The sequence below is a fragment of the Peribacillus sp. YIM B13477 genome (assembly GCF_042787955.1).
GTDB classification, from domain to species: Bacteria; Bacillota; Bacilli; order Bacillales; family DSM-1321; genus Peribacillus; species Peribacillus frigoritolerans.
The window spans coordinates 272,441-290,821 of sequence record NZ_JBHZPD010000006.1; the positions used below are offsets into that span (position 1 = coordinate 272,441).

Sequence of the window (18,381 nt, forward strand, 5' to 3'; positions counted from 1 at the left end):
ACACTCAACTCCTTCATGAGAATACCTCATTTTTACATCGTTTCATAATTATTATCAAATGGAGAAAACTCGCAAAAAATATGACATTTAAAGGAATAAAATGGAGAAAAATGGATTTTGATAGAAGTATTCTTTGAATATATTCTTTTAGTAATATTTGGAATGTATTTAAATTAAACCAAATGAATAAATGTGCAAAAAACCATGGCATAATGTGCAAAAAACCATGGCGTAAAGTGCAAAGAAATTTGTCTATTGAAGGCATTTTTTTGGATAATCTGTTGAATATTGCGCTTTGTAAATTTGGCATGAAAATTGCATATATTCAGAAAAGGAATTCGAATTGTAAATTAGATCTATTTGAGAGTCTATGAAATAGGAAAATTTATTAAATGATTTCCCCATATATGAAAGCGCTTATATAGAAAGGGATGAAAAATTATGATACCAAAACAAGAAAATGACATCTTGCATCCTCCAAAGCAAGAAGAACAAGGGTTAAAGCGCGGTTTGAAATCCCGCCATTTAACGATGATTTCCATTGGCGGGGCTATTGGTACCGGGCTGTTCCTCAGCAGCGGTGCAGCCATTCATACAGCTGGGCCAGGCGGGGCATTACTTGCTTATGCCTTAGTTGGGGCAATGGTGTACTTCGTGATGACGAGCTTAGGGGAATTGGCAGCCTTTATGCCGACAAGCGGCTCTTTCAGTACCTATGGATCGAAATTCGTCGATCCGGCATTTGGTTTTGCCTTGGGATGGACGTATTGGTTCAATTGGTCGATGACGATAGCCGCAGAGTTGGCAGCCTCGACAATGATCATGAAATTCTGGTTTCCGAATAGTCCATCATTGTTATGGAGTTCATCATTCTTGGTGCTCATTTTCCTATTGAACTATTTATCCGTTAAAGGATATGGTGAAGGGGAATACTGGTTTTCCTTCATAAAAGTAACCGCCATCGTTATTTTTATTATCGTCGGGCTGCTAATGATCGTCGGCATTATGGGCGGCGAAGCGGTAGGCTTTAAAAACTTCACCGTCGATGACGCTCCTTTCCCGGGCGGGTTCATGGGTGTCTTCATCGTTTTCATAGCAGCTGGCTTTTCTTTTCAAGGTACCGAAATCGTCGGTGTGGCTGCCGGGGAAAGTGAAGATCCTGCACGGAATATACCGAAGGCCATTAAAAGTGTCTTCTGGAGAATCTTGCTCTTTTACGTATTGGCAATCTTCGTAATAGGACTGATTATCCCTTATACGAACTCAAGTTTGCAGGGTGATAACGTCATGGTAAGTCCATTCACGCTCATTTTTGAAAAAGCTGGAGTCGCCTTTGCCGCTTCGCTTATGAATGCCGTCATTTTAACAGCGGTATTATCTGCAGGTAACTCAAGTCTATATGCATCAACGCGTATGTTATACTCAATGGCAAAAGATGGGCAAGCACCGCGTATTTTTGCAAAACTTAATAAACGCGGCGTACCGGTTGCAGGCATGATTTTGACATGCTCCATCGGCATGCTGGCCTTTTTAGCCTCCATATTCGGCGATGGTAAAGTGTATATTTGGTTAATGAATGCCATCGGAATTACAGGATTCATCTTTTGGCTCGGCATTTCCATAAGCCATTACCGTTTCCGGAAAGCGTTCATCGCTCAAGGCCATTCATTGGAGAAGCTGCCATATAAGGCATTATGGTTCCCGATCGGACCGATCTTTGCCATTTTAATCGGCATGATCGTCATCCTGTCCCAAAATATCCAAGCCTTTTTCTCAGACCATATCGATTGGGGCAATGTTGTAGCTGCATACTTGGGGATTCCGCTTTTCCTTGGTCTATGGCTTGGCTATAAATTTATAAGAAAAACTAAATTCGTTAAACTTGATGAAGTCGAATTTGACTTTGACAAAAAATATGAATGAACAAGCTTAAAGTAAAAGCAGCCGGACAATATGTTTTAAATTGTCCGGCTTTTACTTGTTTTCTATAGGCTCTTATCAAAAGCCAGGAAGCTGATTCCTGGTTTTTTATTTTTATTAAATGGAAATTTATACAAATGTTATGGGGGGTGTTATATGATAATCGTAAACTCGGCTAAATTGCATGTACGGAACGACTGGAAGGCTTTTACTATTTTCAAGGGAAAGGGAAGGTGCACGGCTGATGACCTTATTGACTCATTTAAAAGTATTGGACTTTTCAACGTTACTGCCAGGTCCATTTGCCACTTTGATGCTAGCGGATTTAGGAGCGGATGTTTTGAAGGTGGAGAGGCCGGGGGCAAAGGATTCATGGGGTGTGAACCAATATCTTAACAGATCGAAGAAGTCGATCACACTGGATTTAAAACAATCCGAGTCTATCGAATCCGTAAGAAACCTAGTGACGGAATACGATATCGTCATTGAACAATTCCGTCCAGGTGTCATGGAACGTCTGGGTCTGGGGTATGAGACATTAAAATCGATCAACCCGAAGCTGATTTACTGTTCGATTACGGGCTACGGCCAGACTGGTCCCTATAAAGACCGACCGGGACATGATATCAATTATATTTCGATAGCAGGCTTATCAGGCTATTCCGGTACGAAAAAGGACGGCCCGGCAAAAAACGGAACCCAAATAGCAGATCTTGCCGGAGGCTCATTGCATGCTGTCATCGGAATATTATCTGCAGTCATTCACAGGGAAAGAACAGGATTCGGCCAAGCCATCGACATCAGCATGACCGACTGCAGTTTTACCTTGAATGCCATATCCGCACCTCTGAATTTACAAGGTGGCCTTGAACTTGAACCAGAAAAATTGATGCTGAACGGAGGGTCTTTTTATGACTTTTACGAAACGAAAGATGGACGCTATTTTTCGGTAGGCAGCCTTGAGCCCCCTTTTCGAAAAGCATTATGTGAAGCGATTGGTGCACCCGGATTATATGAGCTGAGCATGAAAAGCGATGAAGAAAGCGGAATCAGGTTTAAAACGGCCGTCCGGCTGGCTTTCCTCGAGAGAGATTTTCATGAATGGCAGGAGATATTCGCTGAATTCGAGGCTTGCGCAGAACCAGTGCTGACTTTCACCGAAGCGGCCGAGCATCCCCAATTGAAGGAGAGGGGAATGATCGTCGAGGTACCTGACGGAAAAGGGAATGTCCAGAGGCAAATCGCCTGCCCGATCAAAACATCGGTTTTCACCCCTGGATATAAACATGCAGGCTTGGAGCCAGGACAAAACAACGCAGAAATCCTTCGCACCCCCAATCGCTAAATAAAGATGTAAAGGCTATCGCTTTTCCGGGTTTTTTGGAAGGTGATAGCCTGTTTTTTTGAATGACGGAAAAAGCAGGGGAAGGGTCGATATAGTCGTTCGAAGGTCGAAGTGAAGCGGAAGGAGAACAATTATCATCTTATCATTTTTGGAAAGCAACATATTACCACTGTGAAAATTTACTAGTTATAACTAGTGTGGGCAGGGTATCAGAGTAGCATCCTGGTAAGGAAATCGCTGGTAAGGAGGGGGTTAGTTAAATATGTTTGGTCTCTCTGATATCATTAAATTTCTATTTTCCTTTTTTTTGATCATGCCGATCGTTACACTGATACATTTGAGCGGGCATATTTTCTTCGTTACGATCTTTGGGGGATCGGAAAAGAAAATCTTGATCGGGTGTGGTAATAAGCTTTTCGCCTTTCGGAACATAGAGGTGAGGAAATATTATTTTTGGAATGGGACTTGCGAGTTCAAGGGTTTGAAACATGATAATCGATTGACGAATACCCTGATCTATTTAGGGGGGGCTATCTTTAATTTAATCAGCATGCTGATCATATACAGCTTAGTGTATCAGAATATCCTGGACAGCTCGGTAATCTGGTATCAATTTATCTATTTTTCTTTCTACATTATGTTTTTCTCCCTGTTTCCGATGTATTTCTCGGACGGATCGCCTAGTGATGGGAAGGCTGCGGAATTGGCCTTGAGGAACAAGCTGGAAGATAGGGTGACGGATGATATATTCGTGAAGAAAATGGAGGATGATGACGATAGCTGCAAGTAAAAAGGGAACGTCCAGATGGCCGTTCTTTTTTTTGTTTGCTTTCAGTTTTAGGGTTTTAAGTATAAACCTAATCGGCACGCTTATATTGAAGCCGATTAGGTTGTTCGAATCCTGTAAATAAGTTTTAAAGTCTCCGTAAAATAATCATTCCCATACTTCTTTCGCTACATCAACGACGAATTTCAGCTTTTCCCATTGCTGTGCTTCGGTTAGCTTGTTGCCGTGATGTGTGGAGGCGAAGCCGCATTGAGGGCTTAAGCATAATTGTTCGAGCGGAACGAAGTGCGATGCTTCTTTAATGCGTGCCTTAACAGCTTCCTTGTCCTCGATTTCTCCATTTTTTGAAGTGACGGCACCAAGTACGACCCGTGCACCGCCATTTGGAATGTATTCCAATGGTTTGAAATCCCCTGAGCGTTGATCATCATATTCCAAGAAGAATCCATCCACTTTTTCTTTTGCCAATAAAGTTGGGGCGATACGGGCATAGCTTCCTTCAAACGCCCATGTCGACTGGTAGTTTCCGCGACATAGATGGGTAGTGACGATAAGGTCTTCTGGTTTGCCTTCCAATGCGCCATTAATGACCCGAAGTGCAAGATCGATTAATTGTTCCCTCGTATATTTTCCATCTTTGAACTGGAAATCCGGGGCTGAAAGTCTGGCAATATATACATCATCCAATTGAAGGTAACGCACACCTGCTTCATAAAAGGCTTTCAAAGCATGCTGATAGGCTTTGATGATATCATTTGCATAGTCTTCAATATCAGGGTAGACGTCTTCATTATGAATGCCTGCAGCAAATAATTGATTCGGACTGGGAATGGTTTGCTTGGCAACGGCACGTCCGTTCACGACTTTATTCAATTCAATGAAATCACGAATGAAGGGATGTTCAGGGTTGAATGAAACCTTCCCGGTATTGCGAACATTATATCTCTCTGTTTCGACACCATCGAATGTAAGGCCTTTTTCAGTTACATAACCCTCGATGCCATTTAAATGTTCGAGGAAGTCAAAGTGCCACCATGTCCGTCTGAACTCACCGTCCGTAACGGCCTCTAAACCAACTTCGATTTGTTTATCGACGATCCGATTGATTTCTTCAGTTTCAATTTCACGAAGCCGCTCAGCTGAAATGGTACCTTCCTTAAAGTCCTTTCTGGCAATATGTAAACGTTCCGGTCTTAATAAACTTCCGACGTGGTCCGCCCTGAATGGTGCTTTCGTTAATGTGATTGACATGTTGATTCCTTCTTTCCTTTTAAAAATAAAAGCTCTTTTCGTAAAGATTGTTGTTTTTAAACGAAACTATTTAAGGTTGATTGGAGCGGAAGTGCGAGACTCCTGCGGGAGCAGCGGGAGAGGTGAGACCCCACAGGCGTTTACGCCGAGGAGGCTCACCGCCCGCCCCGCGGAAAGCGAGCATCTTGAGGGGAAATCAACCACAACCCATTACCTGGTAAATAGCAACAAAGTATGTGAAAACAGCCAAAATAAAACCTCTTCTTAAAAATAAGAAGAGGTGTTGGCAACAAAGCTATATACTCTTCTTATCTTCAAGTTTTTACACTTCTGGAATTAGCACAGTACAAGATCAGTCTGTTGCTGAGGCATCAAAGGGCCAGTCCCTCCACCTCTCTGGATAAGAGTTGTCTATTAAATTAACTATGACTATACAGGTAGTTTTTATGAAGGTCAAGGGGTGGAACCGGAATATTTCGAATATACCGTTTATTAATCCGGGCTGGAATGTTAACGGCATCAGGGAATCCGGCATATGCTTTGAGTGGGGAGGGAATGCAAGGATGAGTCCATTCAAAAATGGCATACCGATTACGGTAACTGAAGCCATGATAGAGAGAATCATAAAAATGAAATCATCTGGTCAGGATATTAAAGTCGAAATTACGCCAAAGCATATTGAGCTTTCCGGAACGATGGAAGTGAAAAAAATGATGTTTAAGAAAAATGTGGCTTTCCGGATTACATTAAAACCGGTTCATGTGGACAAAAGAACGATTTCATTTGAATTAGTAGAAATGGAACCCATTGACAGGAATTTCATCAACCAAAGGATATTTAACAGACCGCCATTTTTTGAATATGAAAAAAGAGCGATCAAAATGAATGTTAATGCTTGGAGCATCGTGAGAAAAATTCCCATTGGCACAATTAAATCGTATGAACTCGTCGAAGGTGCATTGAAAATGAAACTTTCTTTATGATTCAAGGGGATATTTTACATATATCCTTAGCCGCAAACTATAAAGGGTGTGAAAGGTATGATAGTGTTAAGGTTACATGGCTCATGAAAAAATGTGTTTGATAAATCAAGTTCTTTAAAATATACTAAATGACTTGAAGTTTTGAGTTTTTCTGGGAATGAGGAGGATAATGATGGATCAGAAGATTTTGCCTGCTTCAGCAAGCATGAAGGATTTTGAAAGATTTCTAGAAAGTTCCTATGAAATAGGTGTGTTTCTTGATTTGCATATCTCACAATTGAAAAATGTAAGTATGATGGCAAAGCAGCATAATAAGAAAATGATTTATCATGTCGATTTGATCCATGGCATAAGAAGTGATGAGTACGCGACAGAATTCATTTGTCAGGAATATAACCCCTATGGGCTGATTTCGACTAAATCAAGCGTTATATTGAAGGCGAAGCAAAAGGGGGTCATTGCCATCCAGCGAATCTTTTTAATTGACTCACATGCACTTGAGAAAAGTTATAAGCTGGTGCAGAAAACCAAGCCGGATTATATCGAAGTATTGCCGGGCGCCATGCCATGGATGATAAAAGAAGTGAAGGAACGATTGCAGACACCGATTTTTGCAGGCGGCCTCATACGAACTTCGGATGAAGTCCTGAATGCCCTTGATGCCGGCGCCTCGTCAATCACCACTTCAAAAACTGAATTATGGGATATCATCTAATAGGGAAAAATTGAAAAAAATTACAGAATAATAGATTAATTTTTCACAAATTATTGACAGCGTTTTCATAACCTAGTATATTTTACAGTACAAGTTAATATATGTGACGGAGACTAGGAGATTCACAACAGATCTATTCATAATTTTTTTTATGAAGATGGTTCTGCTGTGGATCTCCTTTTATTTGTTGGCAAGGTTTAAAAAATTATCAGGGGAGGGGTTTTATCATGACTCCATTTTGGGGAGAAGTGTTAGGCACGATGATTTTAGTTTTATTCGGAGCAGGTATTGGGGCAGGTTCATCCTTAAAGGGTTCCTATGCAAAAGATGCCGGCTGGATCGTTATCACGATTGCGTGGGGATTGGCTGTTACCATGGGTGTATTTGCAGTGGGTTCCATAAGCGGGGCGCATTTAAACCCGGCGGTCACGGTAGGGTTTGCCATTATTGGAGAATTTCCATGGAGTGATGTGCCCGTTTACATCGTTGCCCAGATGATTGGCGCGATACTCGGCGCAACTCTAGTATTCCTGCACTATTTGCCACACTGGAAAGCTACGGATGATCCAGGGGCGAAGCTTGGTGTATTCGCGACTTCACCTGCAATCCCGCACACATTTTCAAATCTATTAAGTGAAATGATTGGAACTTTCATCCTTATTCTTGGTCTATTATTTATAGGGGCCAATAATTTTACAGAGGGTCTAAACCCATTCGCAGTCGGGTTATTGATTGTCGTGATCGGGATGTCACTTGGGGGAACGACAGGATACGCCATTAACCCGGCCCGCGACCTGGGGCCGCGCATCGCTCACTTTTTGCTGCCGATACCCGGTAAAGGAAATTCAAACTGGGGCTATTCATGGATTCCGGTCGTTGGACCGATTGTAGGGGGTTCACTTGGTGCCGTTTGTTATAAAGCATTTTTCATGGGGGAAATAACGGCAGGATTTTGGTCTGTTATGGGTGCAAGCCTGGTACTATTGATAGTAGCCTATGCTTTTGGTAAAAAACAGTCACATGAATTGGATAGCAGAAATATCGCTAGTTAATTAAAAGGAGGGGCATGCACAATGGAAAAATACATTTTATCATTAGATCAAGGAACAACAAGTTCGAGGGCGATTTTATTTAATGAAAAGGGGGAAATCGTCCATTCCTCCCAAAAGGAATTCACACAGCATTTCCCTAAACCAGGCTGGGTCGAGCATAATGCCAATGAGATTTGGGGATCGATCCTGGCGGTGATCGCCGGTGTACTATCTGAATCCAGTGTAAAGCCAGAGCAAATTGCCGGTATCGGGATCACCAACCAGCGTGAAACGGCAGTCGTTTGGGATAAGGAAACAGGTACGCCTGTCTATAATGCGATTGTATGGCAGTCCAGGCAAACAAGTGGAATCTGTGATGAGTTGAAGGAAAAGGGACTTAATGATCTATTCCGGGATAAAACGGGATTGTTGATAGATGCCTATTTTTCCGGAACGAAAGTGAAGTGGATCCTCGATAATGTGGAAGGGGCACGGCAAAAGGCGGATGAAGGCAAGCTGTTATTCGGTACCATCGATACTTGGCTGATCTGGAAGCTATCAGGAGGCAAGGCTCATGTAACGGACTATTCCAATGCATCCCGGACATTGATGTACAATATCCATGAACTGAAATGGGATGAAGAACTGCTTGAGATATTGACTGTACCAAAGTCGATGCTGCCGGAAGTGAGGCCTTCCTCTGAGGAATATGCACGTACGATCGAATATCATTTCTTCGGTCAATCGATTCCGATCGCCGGGGCAGCCGGTGATCAGCAGGCAGCATTATTCGGCCAAGCCTGCTTTAAGGAAGGAATGGCTAAAAATACGTATGGAACAGGCTGTTTCATGCTCATGAATACAGGAACCAAGGCTGTCAGCTCCGAACACGGACTATTGACGACCCTTGCTTGGGGCTTGAATGGGAAGGTCGAATATGCACTTGAAGGCAGTATATTCGTAGCTGGCTCCGCCATCCAATGGCTCCGCGATGGCCTGCGGATGCTGCATGATGCCAAGGACAGCGAGGACTATGCAAAACGGGTGGAAAGTACGGATGGAGTATATGTGGTACCAGCTTTCGTAGGACTTGGAACTCCATATTGGGACAGCGAAGTGCGGGGAGCCGTTTTTGGTTTGACGCGCGGCACATCAAAAGAACATTTCATTCGCGCCACACTTGAATCACTTGCGTATCAAACGAAGGATGTCCTTGATGCAATGGAGGCGGATTCAGGAATCGAGCTGCAAACATTAAGAGTGGATGGCGGGGCAGTCAAGAATGACTTCTTGATGCAATTCCAGGGCGACTTATTACGTGTGCCCGTCGAGAGGCCGACCATAAATGAAACTACAGCATTAGGTGCTGCATACTTAGCAGGCCTTGCTGTCGGGTATTGGAAGGATCAAGAAGAAATCTCCCGGCAATGGGCGGTGGACAAAACCTTTGAACCATCCATGGAAGAGCAAGAAAGTGAAAAGTTATATGAAGGCTGGAAGAAAGCCGTACATGCCGCTATGGCGTTTAAATAAAAAACAACATGAATTCTTTCTCAAATGAGCTGGAGTATGCTATAATGAAATCAAGTTAATAACTCGGCCGGAGAACAGGAGAGACCATGAATGCGTTATCGTTAATTCGATAATGTGCATTTATGGTCTCTTTTTTTGTTTTTAATGGCAGATTAGGGATATTAATATCTATATAACTTATGCGAACAAATGAACCAATTGAATATAATGACCGAATTCACGAGTAAATCGTGTGAATTCACGAGTAAAAGTGCAGAATTCACGAGTAAATGGCGCGAATTCACGAGTAAAGGTGCAGAACTCACGAGTAAATGGCGCGAATTCACGAGTAAACCGTGAGAATTCATGAGTAAACCGTGAGAATTCATGAGTAAATCGTGAGAATTCACGAGTAAACAGAACGAATTCACGAGCGATCAGCGCCCATTCATACAAAAAACAATAGAATGCAATACTTAAAGGAGGAGTCAGGCATGAGGTTTTCAAATATATATCGGGAAGAAACGGTCGAAACTCTGAGAAAAGAGAAATTTGATGTGGTTGTCATTGGTGGGGGAATTACCGGTGCAGGGATCGCTCTGGATGCAACGACACGTGGGATGAAAGTGGCTTTGGTTGAAATGCAGGATTTTGCTGCAGGTACTTCAAGCCGCTCGACAAAACTTGTTCATGGCGGATTGCGGTATTTGAAGCAATTTGAAATAAAAATGGTTGCCGAGGTTGGTAAAGAGCGAGAAATCGTATATGAGAATGGACCGCATGTGACCACGCCGGAATGGATGCTGTTACCGATGCATAAAGGAGGCACCTTCGGGAAATTCAGTACTTCGATTGGGCTTCGGGTCTATGATTTCCTTGCAGGGGTTAAAAAATCTGAACGCAGGAAAATGCTTTCGGCGGATGAAACACTAAAACGGGAGCCTCTCGTTAAGAAAGAGGGACTGAAGGGCGGAGGCTACTATGTTGAATATCGGACAGATGATGCACGTCTTACGATTGAAGTCATGAAGGCGGCTGTCGATAAAGGTGCAACACCGATAAATTATACAAAAGTTGATAAATTGTTATATGAAAACGGTAAGGTGAACGGAGTCCAAGTGGCCGATTTGCTTTCAGGTGATGCTTATGAAATATACGCAGACAAAGTTATTAATGCAGCAGGTCCGTGGGTGGATTCCATTCGTGAGAAGGACCAATCGAAACAAGGGAAGACGCTGAAGTTATCCAAGGGTGTTCACGTGGTCATCGACCAATCGAAATTCCCGTTGAAGCAGGCGCTTTATTTTGATACGCCTGATGGCCGGATGATTTTTGCCATCCCGAGAGCCGGTAAAGCTTATGTAGGGACTACGGATACTTTTTATGATGGTGATCCTGCAGTGCCGACCGTTACTTCCGAAGACCGTGCCTATCTATTAAAGTCCATACATTATATGTTTCCAGAAGTGAACATTACGGATGATGATATCGAATCCAGCTGGGCTGGGGTAAGGCCGTTGATTCTTGAAGAAGGGAAAGATCCTTCTGAGATATCAAGGAAAGATGAAATTTGGGAGTCCGATTCTGGCCTTATCACGATTGCTGGTGGGAAATTGACCGGTTATCGCAAAATGGCCAAAACGATGGTCGACCTTTTGGCAGGGAAGCTTGCCCAGCAGTCCAATAAAACTTACCCAGCAAGGAGCACGAAAGGAATGCCGATTTCCGGAGGGGATGTCGGGGGATCAAGCAACTTCTCCGATTATATCAAGCAACATGTTCAAATGGGAGTTGACTCAGGGCTCGCTGTAAAGGACGCCAAAGAGATATTGGCCATGTACGGGTCCAACGCTCCTGTGTTATTCGATATCGCCAAAAACGAAGGAGACGGAGGAGTGAACAGCGGCCTTCCAAAGAAATTGTTCGTACAGCTGAAATACGCAGTGGATCATGAAATGGCCGCAACTCCAGTGGATTTCTTCTTCCGCAGGACGGGGACATTGTTATTCGATATCGATTTAGTCCAAACGAATAAACATGCAGTGATCGATTATATGGCTGGATATTTTGGATGGACGGAATCAACAAAAATGGAGAGAACCAATCAATTGGAACAGGAAATATTGCGCGCGATTAAAGTATCTTGACCAATATGCAAAAAATCTGACGCCGGCGGAATCGCTGGCGTTTTTTTGTATTCGGAATTGATTATCGGGGGATTTGCAAGTGGAAAAATAAAAATGTTCATGTAAGATTTCCTGACGCGAAAAACTATTGTTTAATCTATTAAGATGAAATATAATCGATAAAAGATAAGTTTGAATTTTCTAAATTTAATTTAAGGGGGAAATTGATTGTCTGATTTTATTACGGCTTTAAATGGGGTTTTATGGAGTACGCCAGTCATTTATATATTATTGGGAGTAGGTTTAGTATTCTCTATTTTAACCCGGTTTCTGCAAGTGAGGCATATTAAGGAAATGGTCATTTTGATGTTCCAAGGGAAAAGTTCGGAAGCGGGGGTTTCCTCATTCCAGGCTTTATCCATAGCCCTTTCAGGTCGGGTCGGTACAGGTAACATTGCAGGAGTGGCCACGGCTATCGCCTTTGGCGGTCCCGGTGCCGTTTTCTGGATGTGGGCCATAGCATTCATAGGAGCGGCCAGTGCATTTGTGGAATCAACTTTAGCTCAAATTTATAAAGTCAAACAAGACGGTCAATATCGAGGGGGACCAGCCTATTATATTGAAAAAGGAATGGGCGTGAAGTGGTTTGCTGTCCTTTTTGCATTCGCTGCACTTATAGCCATGGCTGTGCTGATGCCTGGTGTTCAATCCAATTCGATTGCTGCCGGGGTGGAAAATGCATTCGGCATCAAACCGGTGTTCACTGGTTTGGCCATTGTCCTTTTACTTGGCTTCATTATATTCGGCGGTGTAAAACGGATAGCCAATGCTGCAACCTTAATCGTCCCTTTTATGGCCCTTGGTTATATATTGCTATCTGTTGTCATCGTTCTGATGAATATCACAGAATTACCAGGAGTCATCTCTTTGATATTCAGAAGTGCCTTCGGGTTGGATTCCGCATTTGGGGGGATCATTGGCATGGCGATAGCTTGGGGAGTAAAACGCGGCGTTTATTCGAATGAGGCCGGGCAAGGGACAGGAGCTCATCCTGCGGCTGCAGCGGAAGTATCACATCCGGCAAAGCAGGGTCTTGTTCAAGCATTCTCGGTTTATATCGACACATTGTTCGTTTGTTCCGCTACGGCCTTCATGATTTTATTTACAGGCATGTATAATACACAAGCGGAAAATGGTTCATTTATCGTCAATAATTTGGGAGATGTAACACCTGGTCCAGGGTATACACAAGCGGCAATTGATAGCGTAATCCCAGGTTTTGGTGCTGGCTTTGTCGCAATCGCCCTTTTCTTTTTCGCCTTTACGACGATCATGGCCTACTATTATATCGCTGAAACCAATATCGCCTATTTAATGCGCAACCGAAATGGTAAATCGGCCATGTTCGCCTTGAAGCTCATCATCCTGGCGGCCAGTTTTTACGGATCCGTGCGTACGGCAGAGCTGGCTTGGGCATTAGGGGATGCAGGTTTAGGCATTATGGTATGGCTCAATGTCATTGCCATCTTAATCCTTGCTAAACCGGCGCTCATTACGTTAAAGGATTACGAAAAGCAAAAGAAAGCAGGAATCGATCCGGTTTTCAATCCAAAAGCTTTAGGCATAAAAAACGCCGATTTTTGGGAGCGTGAGTACACCGGCGACAAGGAAAATGTTTCTTAAGGGAAAATGCTATTAAATTAATTTAATAGAAGAAGATACATGAAAAACCAGCTCAAGTTATTTACGAGCTGGTTTTTCATGGTTTTGCGATAACCAGGGGGGATAATATGTTAGCCAAATTAGCTCAAGAAATTGTGAACATAACAAGTGAAGTAATCGTCCATGATGTACTTATCACGGATAAAGACCGGAATGTTTCTTGGTTCAAGCGATAAGCCGGGAAATTCTTGTTGGGGGCACTTCGCAAAGTGTAAGAACCATTGAAACTCTGGGTCTTAGCAAACTATCGAAAGAGGTAATCAAGGATTTTGTTCGTACTGGGAGGCCTAAAGTTTCCGCATAAGGAAAGTCCAGTAAATAGGTAAAGCATGAATAAGGAGAGAAGAAACTGGCAGACCTCGCCGCGTTTCTTCTCTCCTTCGCTTATTGAATCACCCGAACTCAAAAACGGGATGTTCTTTAAGATCTCTGCTTTATAAGCTGTAAGTCGATGTATAGTTGCATTCTCGAATGAAAGTCATCAAAATCGATGGAGGTGAGATCGGTTATTTGATTCAATCTATATTTCAATGTGTTGGTATGAATGTATAGCTGTTCCGATGTCGGTTTGATCCGGCAATTGTTCAAGAGATATATTTCCAGTGTTTGAAGGAGTTTGGTTTGGCTTTCCAGGTCCTTCTTTTGAAGAATTTCTAAATCCGTATTGATATAATTCGTTTTAGTATGATGGTTGGAGATCATTTCGAGGTAACGGAAAATCCCAAGCTTGCTATATTGAAAGGGAAGCTGTTCGGGTTCACCGATGAATTTGGCTGCGTTGATCACTTCCAGGGCTTCGAGATAGGATTTTCTTAATTGAAGAATCGAAGAGTACTCATTTCCGATTCCCGGGAATACCTTTTTGTCAGTGAATTGGGAAAGAACGGTATTCGTTAAATCATTGGCGCTATCGGTAAGCAGGTCTTTCCCTTTTCCGTTGCTGCCAATCAGGACGATGATCTTCAATTGGTTTGTGAATACATGGGTAAAATGATTCAGCGCATTGGCGAACAGACTGACTGTATCCGCTAATTCATCGAAATGTTCCGCATCTGATTGAGCGATGGTAAAGACATTGACAAGGAAGGTTTCCGGAATGAGAAGACTCATATTGGCGGCTTCCCATTTTATTTGGTTTTCCGTTTGATAGACTTCGTCAATGACCTTTTGATAAAACTCATTTTTTTCTTCATCTTTTTTCATGTTTATCTGTTTTTTCTGATAAAGAAGCTTGCCGATATGATGGGAAACTTCGTGTAAAAATTCCAGATCGGAATCAGTCATCATTTCCGTTTCTTGGACCCAAATGAACCCGAAGACCTGTCCTTTATGAACGGCGCTCACAACGACCCTTTGATTTAACCCGATTTCCTCGATTTGTTTCACCCTAAAGGGATGCTCCACTGTTTTAAGCTGTTCGACAATGCCCTCATCCATGAATTTTTCCAGGATTGGAATCGGCCAATGCTTTGTGAAGATTGTTTGCCGATTGGCTTGGTCGAAGTGTTCGATATAATATGAACTATATGCCAGCAATAAAAATTGGTCATTTTCGATGACGACTGGTTTTTTTAAATAAGTGCTGACCATATCCGTTATATCGTTGATGTTTGTTAGAGTCAGGATTTTTTCTAATGACATATATGGCCCCCTGTAGTTTTTTGAAGTGTATGACAACTTAGTTTAATAATACTTTTAAACTAATGATGTGTATAGGGGCAAGAACAAAGAAGGAACGGTATATGAAAAAATACCGTTCCTTTTAGGGGTTTTATTATTGTTTTAAAGTTTTTTCGAATTCTTCGAATTTCGCTTCTACTTCTTTTGATGGTTTCGCTGTTAGAAGACTGACCAGGATGATGGCAATCAAGCTTGCGCCAAAACCAGGAATCATTTCATAAAGCGTATCGGATAATCCTGCCATCGACCAGAAAATTACAGTAGCGGCACCAACGATCATCCCGGCTAAAGCTCCCCATTTTGTCATTCGTTTCCAGCATAGGCTCAGTAAGACCAACGGGCCGAATGAAGAACCGAATCCAGCCCAAGCATACCCGACAAGTCCAAGAATTGTGTCATTCTGTTCCCAAGAGAGAATGAGCGCTATGACGGATATGGTCAGTACGGAAAGTCTGCCCAGGAAAACAAGCTCTTTATCTGAAGCGGAACGACGGAAGAAGGTTTTGTACATGTCCTCCGTTAAAGAGCTGGCCGTAACCAAAAGCTGCGAAGAAATCGTGCTCATGATGGCAGCCAGTATTGCGGAAATCAAGAAACCAGTGATAAGCGGGTGGAAAAGTATTTCCCCTAAAACTATGAAGATCGTTTCAGGATCATCTAACTTGAGGTCGTTTTGATGGAAATACGTGATTCCGATGAATCCAGTCAGCATGGCACCGATACTGGAGAAAATCATCCAGCCCATTCCGATATTACGGGCTTTCTTGATTTCCTTAACAGAACTGATTGCCATAAAGCGGACAATGATATGCGGCTGTCCGAAGTAACCGAGTCCCCAGGCAAATAATGAGATGATTCCTAAAAAGCTCGTCCCCGTGAAAATATTCAATAGAGCTGGATCAATGGAACGTGCCGTGTCGATGGATTCACCAAAACCGCCCACATGAGTAAGGGTGACGATCGGGACAAGAATCAAGGCGACAACCATGATGATCCCTTGAACAAAGTCTGTCCAGCTTACTGCCAGGAATCCACCGAATAAAGTATAGGCAACGGTGACGCCTGTCAAGATCCATAGGCCTGTATGGTAATCAAGGCCAAATGTACTTTGGAATAAGACTCCGCCGGATACCATTCCGGAAGAAACGTAAAAGGTAAAGAATACGAGGATAACCAAAGCTGAAATGAGCCTTAAGATCTGTGAACCCTCGCCAAAACGATTTTCCAGGAAAGCGGGGATCGTAATCGAGTTATTGGCGACTTCCGTATAGGTCCTCAATCTAGGTGCAACATACAGCCAGTTCATATAGGCTCCTAATGTGAGACCGATTACAATCCAGATGGAACTTAGTCCTGTTGCGAACATGGCACCAGGCATACCCATTAAAAGCCAACCGCTCATATCGGCGGCACCGGCGCTCAATGCAGTGACAGCAGGTCCAAGACCCCGGTCGCCCAGCATATAATCATTTAAATTGGAAGTTTTTTTGTAAGCGAAGTAACCAATGAAAAGCATGCCAGCCATGTAAATGCTGATCGAAATTATTAATGCGTAATCCATAAAAGACTCCCTTCGTGATGAAATATATAATTTTTTGTTTTAAAAGAGGAAGCAACCTATTTGTCACTTCCTCCATTTAACCTCGTTTCGGTTTCCGTATCCAGAATGGAGGATACGAAAACCATAGAGGTTTCAAATTATCTTCAAATTGCTTAATGGAACATTATCAGTATGTTTCGGATGTTGTTTTTGCTTGCATATGAAGCTGCAGGTAGTCCGGTCCGCCTGCCTTGGAATCAGTTCCTGACATGTTGAACCCGCCGAATGGCTGATAACCTACGATTGCACCAGTACAGCCGCGGTTGAAATACAAGTTCCCGACATGGAATTCTTCGCGTGCCTTTTCCATGTTAAGGCGATTTGTCGTAATGACAGCCCCAGTCAAACCATATTCAGTGTTATTGGCAATCTCAAGTGCTTCGTTAAAGTCCTTGGCTTTTGTGAAGGCAACGACTGGTCCGAAGATTTCTTCTTGCATCAAGCGGCCTTGCGGATCGACATCAGCAACGATTGTCGGTTGAACGAAGTAGCCTGTAGAGCTATCTCCTTCTCCTCCAGTCAGAATGCGTCCTTCTTCGTTCCCGATTTCAATATAGCTCATGATTTTGTCAAAAGCAGCTTGATCGATAACCGGTCCCATGAAATGATTTTCTACAGGATTACCAACTGTAAGCTGTTTTGTTAATTCAACAGCGCGAGCTAAAACTTGATCATATACATCTTCAACGATGACAGCACGGGAACAAGCAGAACATTTTTGTCCAGAGAAGCCAAATGCAGATTTCACGATCGATTGAGCAGCCAATTCAAGATCTGCCTCTTTGTCGACGACGATTGTATCTTTTCCGCCCATTTCAGCGATGACACGCTTCAGCCAAATTTGGCCTTCGTTCACTTCTGAAGCACGTTTGTAAATGCGCAGACCTACATCACGTGAACCTGTGAAGGAGATGAAACGTGTTTTAGGATGATCGACCAGGTAGTCGCCGACCTCTGCTCCGCTTCCTGGAACGAAATTCAACACACCTGCTGGAAGGCCTGCTTCAAGCATCACTTCAACGAATTTCGCAGCAACGATAGGAGTAGTAGAAGCTGGTTTCAACAGGATTGTGTTCCCGGTAACGATAGCGGCAACAGCTGTACCTGCCATGATCGCAAATGGGAAGTTCCAAGGAGAAATGATGATGCCGACTCCTAATGGAATGTAATCATAGCGGTTGAATTCTCCCGGACGGCTTTGAACAGGCACACCATCTTTAAGAGTCAGCATTTGACGAGCATAGAATTCAAGGAAATCGATTGCTTCCGCTGTATCAGCATCAGCCTCATTCCAAGGTTTTCCCGCTTCTTTCGTCAATAACGCAGAGAATTCATGCTTGCGTCTGCGAATGATGGCAGCCGCTTTGAATAAAACGTCAGCGCGGATTTCCGGCTTCACTTTTTTCCAGCTTTCAAAAGCGGTAACAGCTTCCTGCATGGCTTTTTCAGCAAGGTCCCTATTCGCTTTCGATACGCGGCCGATGACCTCTTGCTTATCTGCAGGGTTGTATGAAACGATTTTCTCATCAGTCGTCACTTGCTCTGCTCCGATATAAAGAGGGTAGTCTTGCCCTAAGTAGCCCTCAACAGTTTGAAGTGCTTCCTGATATGCTTTTTTGTTTTCCTCGTTTGTAAAATCAACAAATGGTTCGTGTTTATATGAAATCATTGATAATCACACCTTTTAATAGATTTTTTTTAGCAATTAA

Annotated in this window: 14 protein-coding genes and 1 riboswitch; of the genes, 10 read left to right on the top strand and 4 right to left on the bottom strand. The window is 43.0% G+C overall.

The window, feature by feature from the left end:
* Window positions 1-441 precede the first annotated feature (441 nt).
* The 3 genes from ACFX4H_RS19050 to ACFX4H_RS19060 all read left to right on the top strand — a co-directional run bounded on the left by ACFX4H_RS19050 (window position 442) and on the right by ACFX4H_RS19060 (window position 4,055).
* The gene (locus ACFX4H_RS19050; protein ID WP_377436028.1) at window positions 442-1,923 is read left to right on the top strand and encodes an amino acid permease; all 1,482 of its coding nucleotides are present in this window, start codon (window positions 442-444) and stop codon (window positions 1,921-1,923) included.
* A 241-nt stretch (window positions 1,924-2,164) separates the two neighbouring features.
* Window positions 2,165-3,265 (top strand): CaiB/BaiF CoA transferase family protein, encoded by a 1,101-nt coding sequence (locus ACFX4H_RS19055; RefSeq protein WP_328139043.1) that lies wholly within the window; start codon window positions 2,165-2,167, stop codon window positions 3,263-3,265.
* Window positions 3,266-3,527: 262 nt separating this feature from the next.
* Entirely contained in the window at window positions 3,528-4,055 is a 528-nt protein-coding gene (locus ACFX4H_RS19060; protein ID WP_134782509.1) for a hypothetical protein, read from the top strand.
* A 144-nt stretch (window positions 4,056-4,199) separates the two neighbouring features.
* Here the strand turns inward: ACFX4H_RS19060 and ACFX4H_RS19065 are convergent, their stop codons facing one another.
* Window positions 4,200-5,303 carry a 5-methyltetrahydropteroyltriglutamate--homocysteine S-methyltransferase gene (locus tag ACFX4H_RS19065; protein WP_377436029.1) on the bottom strand — a complete coding sequence of 368 codons (1,104 nt, stop codon included), beginning with the start codon at window positions 5,301-5,303 and terminating at the stop codon, window positions 4,200-4,202.
* Window positions 5,304-5,608: 305 nt separating this feature from the next.
* A riboswitch (SAM riboswitch) is annotated at window positions 5,609-5,710 on the bottom strand.
* 156 nt (window positions 5,711-5,866) lie between these two features.
* On the opposite strand from ACFX4H_RS19065, the gene ACFX4H_RS19070 reads away from it, so the two are divergent.
* From ACFX4H_RS19070 to ACFX4H_RS19100, 7 genes are all read left to right on the top strand, one after another.
* Window positions 5,867-6,286 carry a hypothetical protein gene (locus ACFX4H_RS19070; protein ID WP_249599074.1) on the top strand — a complete coding sequence of 140 codons (420 nt, stop codon included), beginning with the start codon at window positions 5,867-5,869 and terminating at the stop codon, window positions 6,284-6,286.
* 172 nt (window positions 6,287-6,458) lie between these two features.
* Window positions 6,459-7,001, top strand: coding sequence for a glycerol-3-phosphate responsive antiterminator (locus tag ACFX4H_RS19075; RefSeq protein WP_274605018.1), 543 nt, complete (start codon window positions 6,459-6,461; stop codon window positions 6,999-7,001).
* Window positions 7,002-7,228: 227 nt separating this feature from the next.
* Window positions 7,229-8,053: an MIP/aquaporin family protein gene (locus tag ACFX4H_RS19080; RefSeq protein ID WP_377436030.1), complete on the top strand. Its 825-nt coding sequence runs from the start codon at window positions 7,229-7,231 to the stop codon at window positions 8,051-8,053.
* 21 nt (window positions 8,054-8,074) lie between these two features.
* Complete coding sequence (gene glpK, locus ACFX4H_RS19085) at window positions 8,075-9,565, top strand: glycerol kinase GlpK (RefSeq protein WP_241636463.1); 1,491 nt, start codon at window positions 8,075-8,077, stop codon at window positions 9,563-9,565.
* Between the two features lie 189 nt (window positions 9,566-9,754).
* The gene (locus ACFX4H_RS19090) at window positions 9,755-9,904 is read left to right on the top strand and encodes a hypothetical protein (protein ID WP_377436031.1); all 150 of its coding nucleotides are present in this window, start codon (window positions 9,755-9,757) and stop codon (window positions 9,902-9,904) included.
* Window positions 9,905-10,038: 134 nt separating this feature from the next.
* The gene (locus ACFX4H_RS19095; RefSeq protein WP_377436032.1) at window positions 10,039-11,691 is read left to right on the top strand and encodes a glycerol-3-phosphate dehydrogenase/oxidase; all 1,653 of its coding nucleotides are present in this window, start codon (window positions 10,039-10,041) and stop codon (window positions 11,689-11,691) included.
* A 207-nt stretch (window positions 11,692-11,898) separates the two neighbouring features.
* The gene (locus ACFX4H_RS19100) at window positions 11,899-13,353 is read left to right on the top strand and encodes an alanine/glycine:cation symporter family protein (protein WP_249599075.1); all 1,455 of its coding nucleotides are present in this window, start codon (window positions 11,899-11,901) and stop codon (window positions 13,351-13,353) included.
* 459 nt (window positions 13,354-13,812) lie between these two features.
* Here ACFX4H_RS19100 and ACFX4H_RS19105 read toward each other — a convergent pair whose 3' ends face one another.
* From ACFX4H_RS19105 to pruA, 3 genes are all read right to left on the bottom strand, one after another.
* Window positions 13,813-15,033 carry a PucR family transcriptional regulator gene (locus ACFX4H_RS19105; RefSeq protein ID WP_054398957.1) on the bottom strand — a complete coding sequence of 407 codons (1,221 nt, stop codon included), beginning with the start codon at window positions 15,031-15,033 and terminating at the stop codon, window positions 13,813-13,815.
* Between the two features lie 133 nt (window positions 15,034-15,166).
* Window positions 15,167-16,633 (bottom strand): sodium/proline symporter PutP, encoded by a 1,467-nt coding sequence (putP, locus tag ACFX4H_RS19110; protein WP_283249069.1) that lies wholly within the window; start codon window positions 16,631-16,633, stop codon window positions 15,167-15,169.
* A gap of 166 nt (window positions 16,634-16,799) precedes the next feature.
* Complete coding sequence (pruA, locus tag ACFX4H_RS19115) at window positions 16,800-18,341, bottom strand: L-glutamate gamma-semialdehyde dehydrogenase (protein ID WP_057277973.1); 1,542 nt, start codon at window positions 18,339-18,341, stop codon at window positions 16,800-16,802.
* Between the last annotated feature and the right edge of the window lie 40 nt (window positions 18,342-18,381).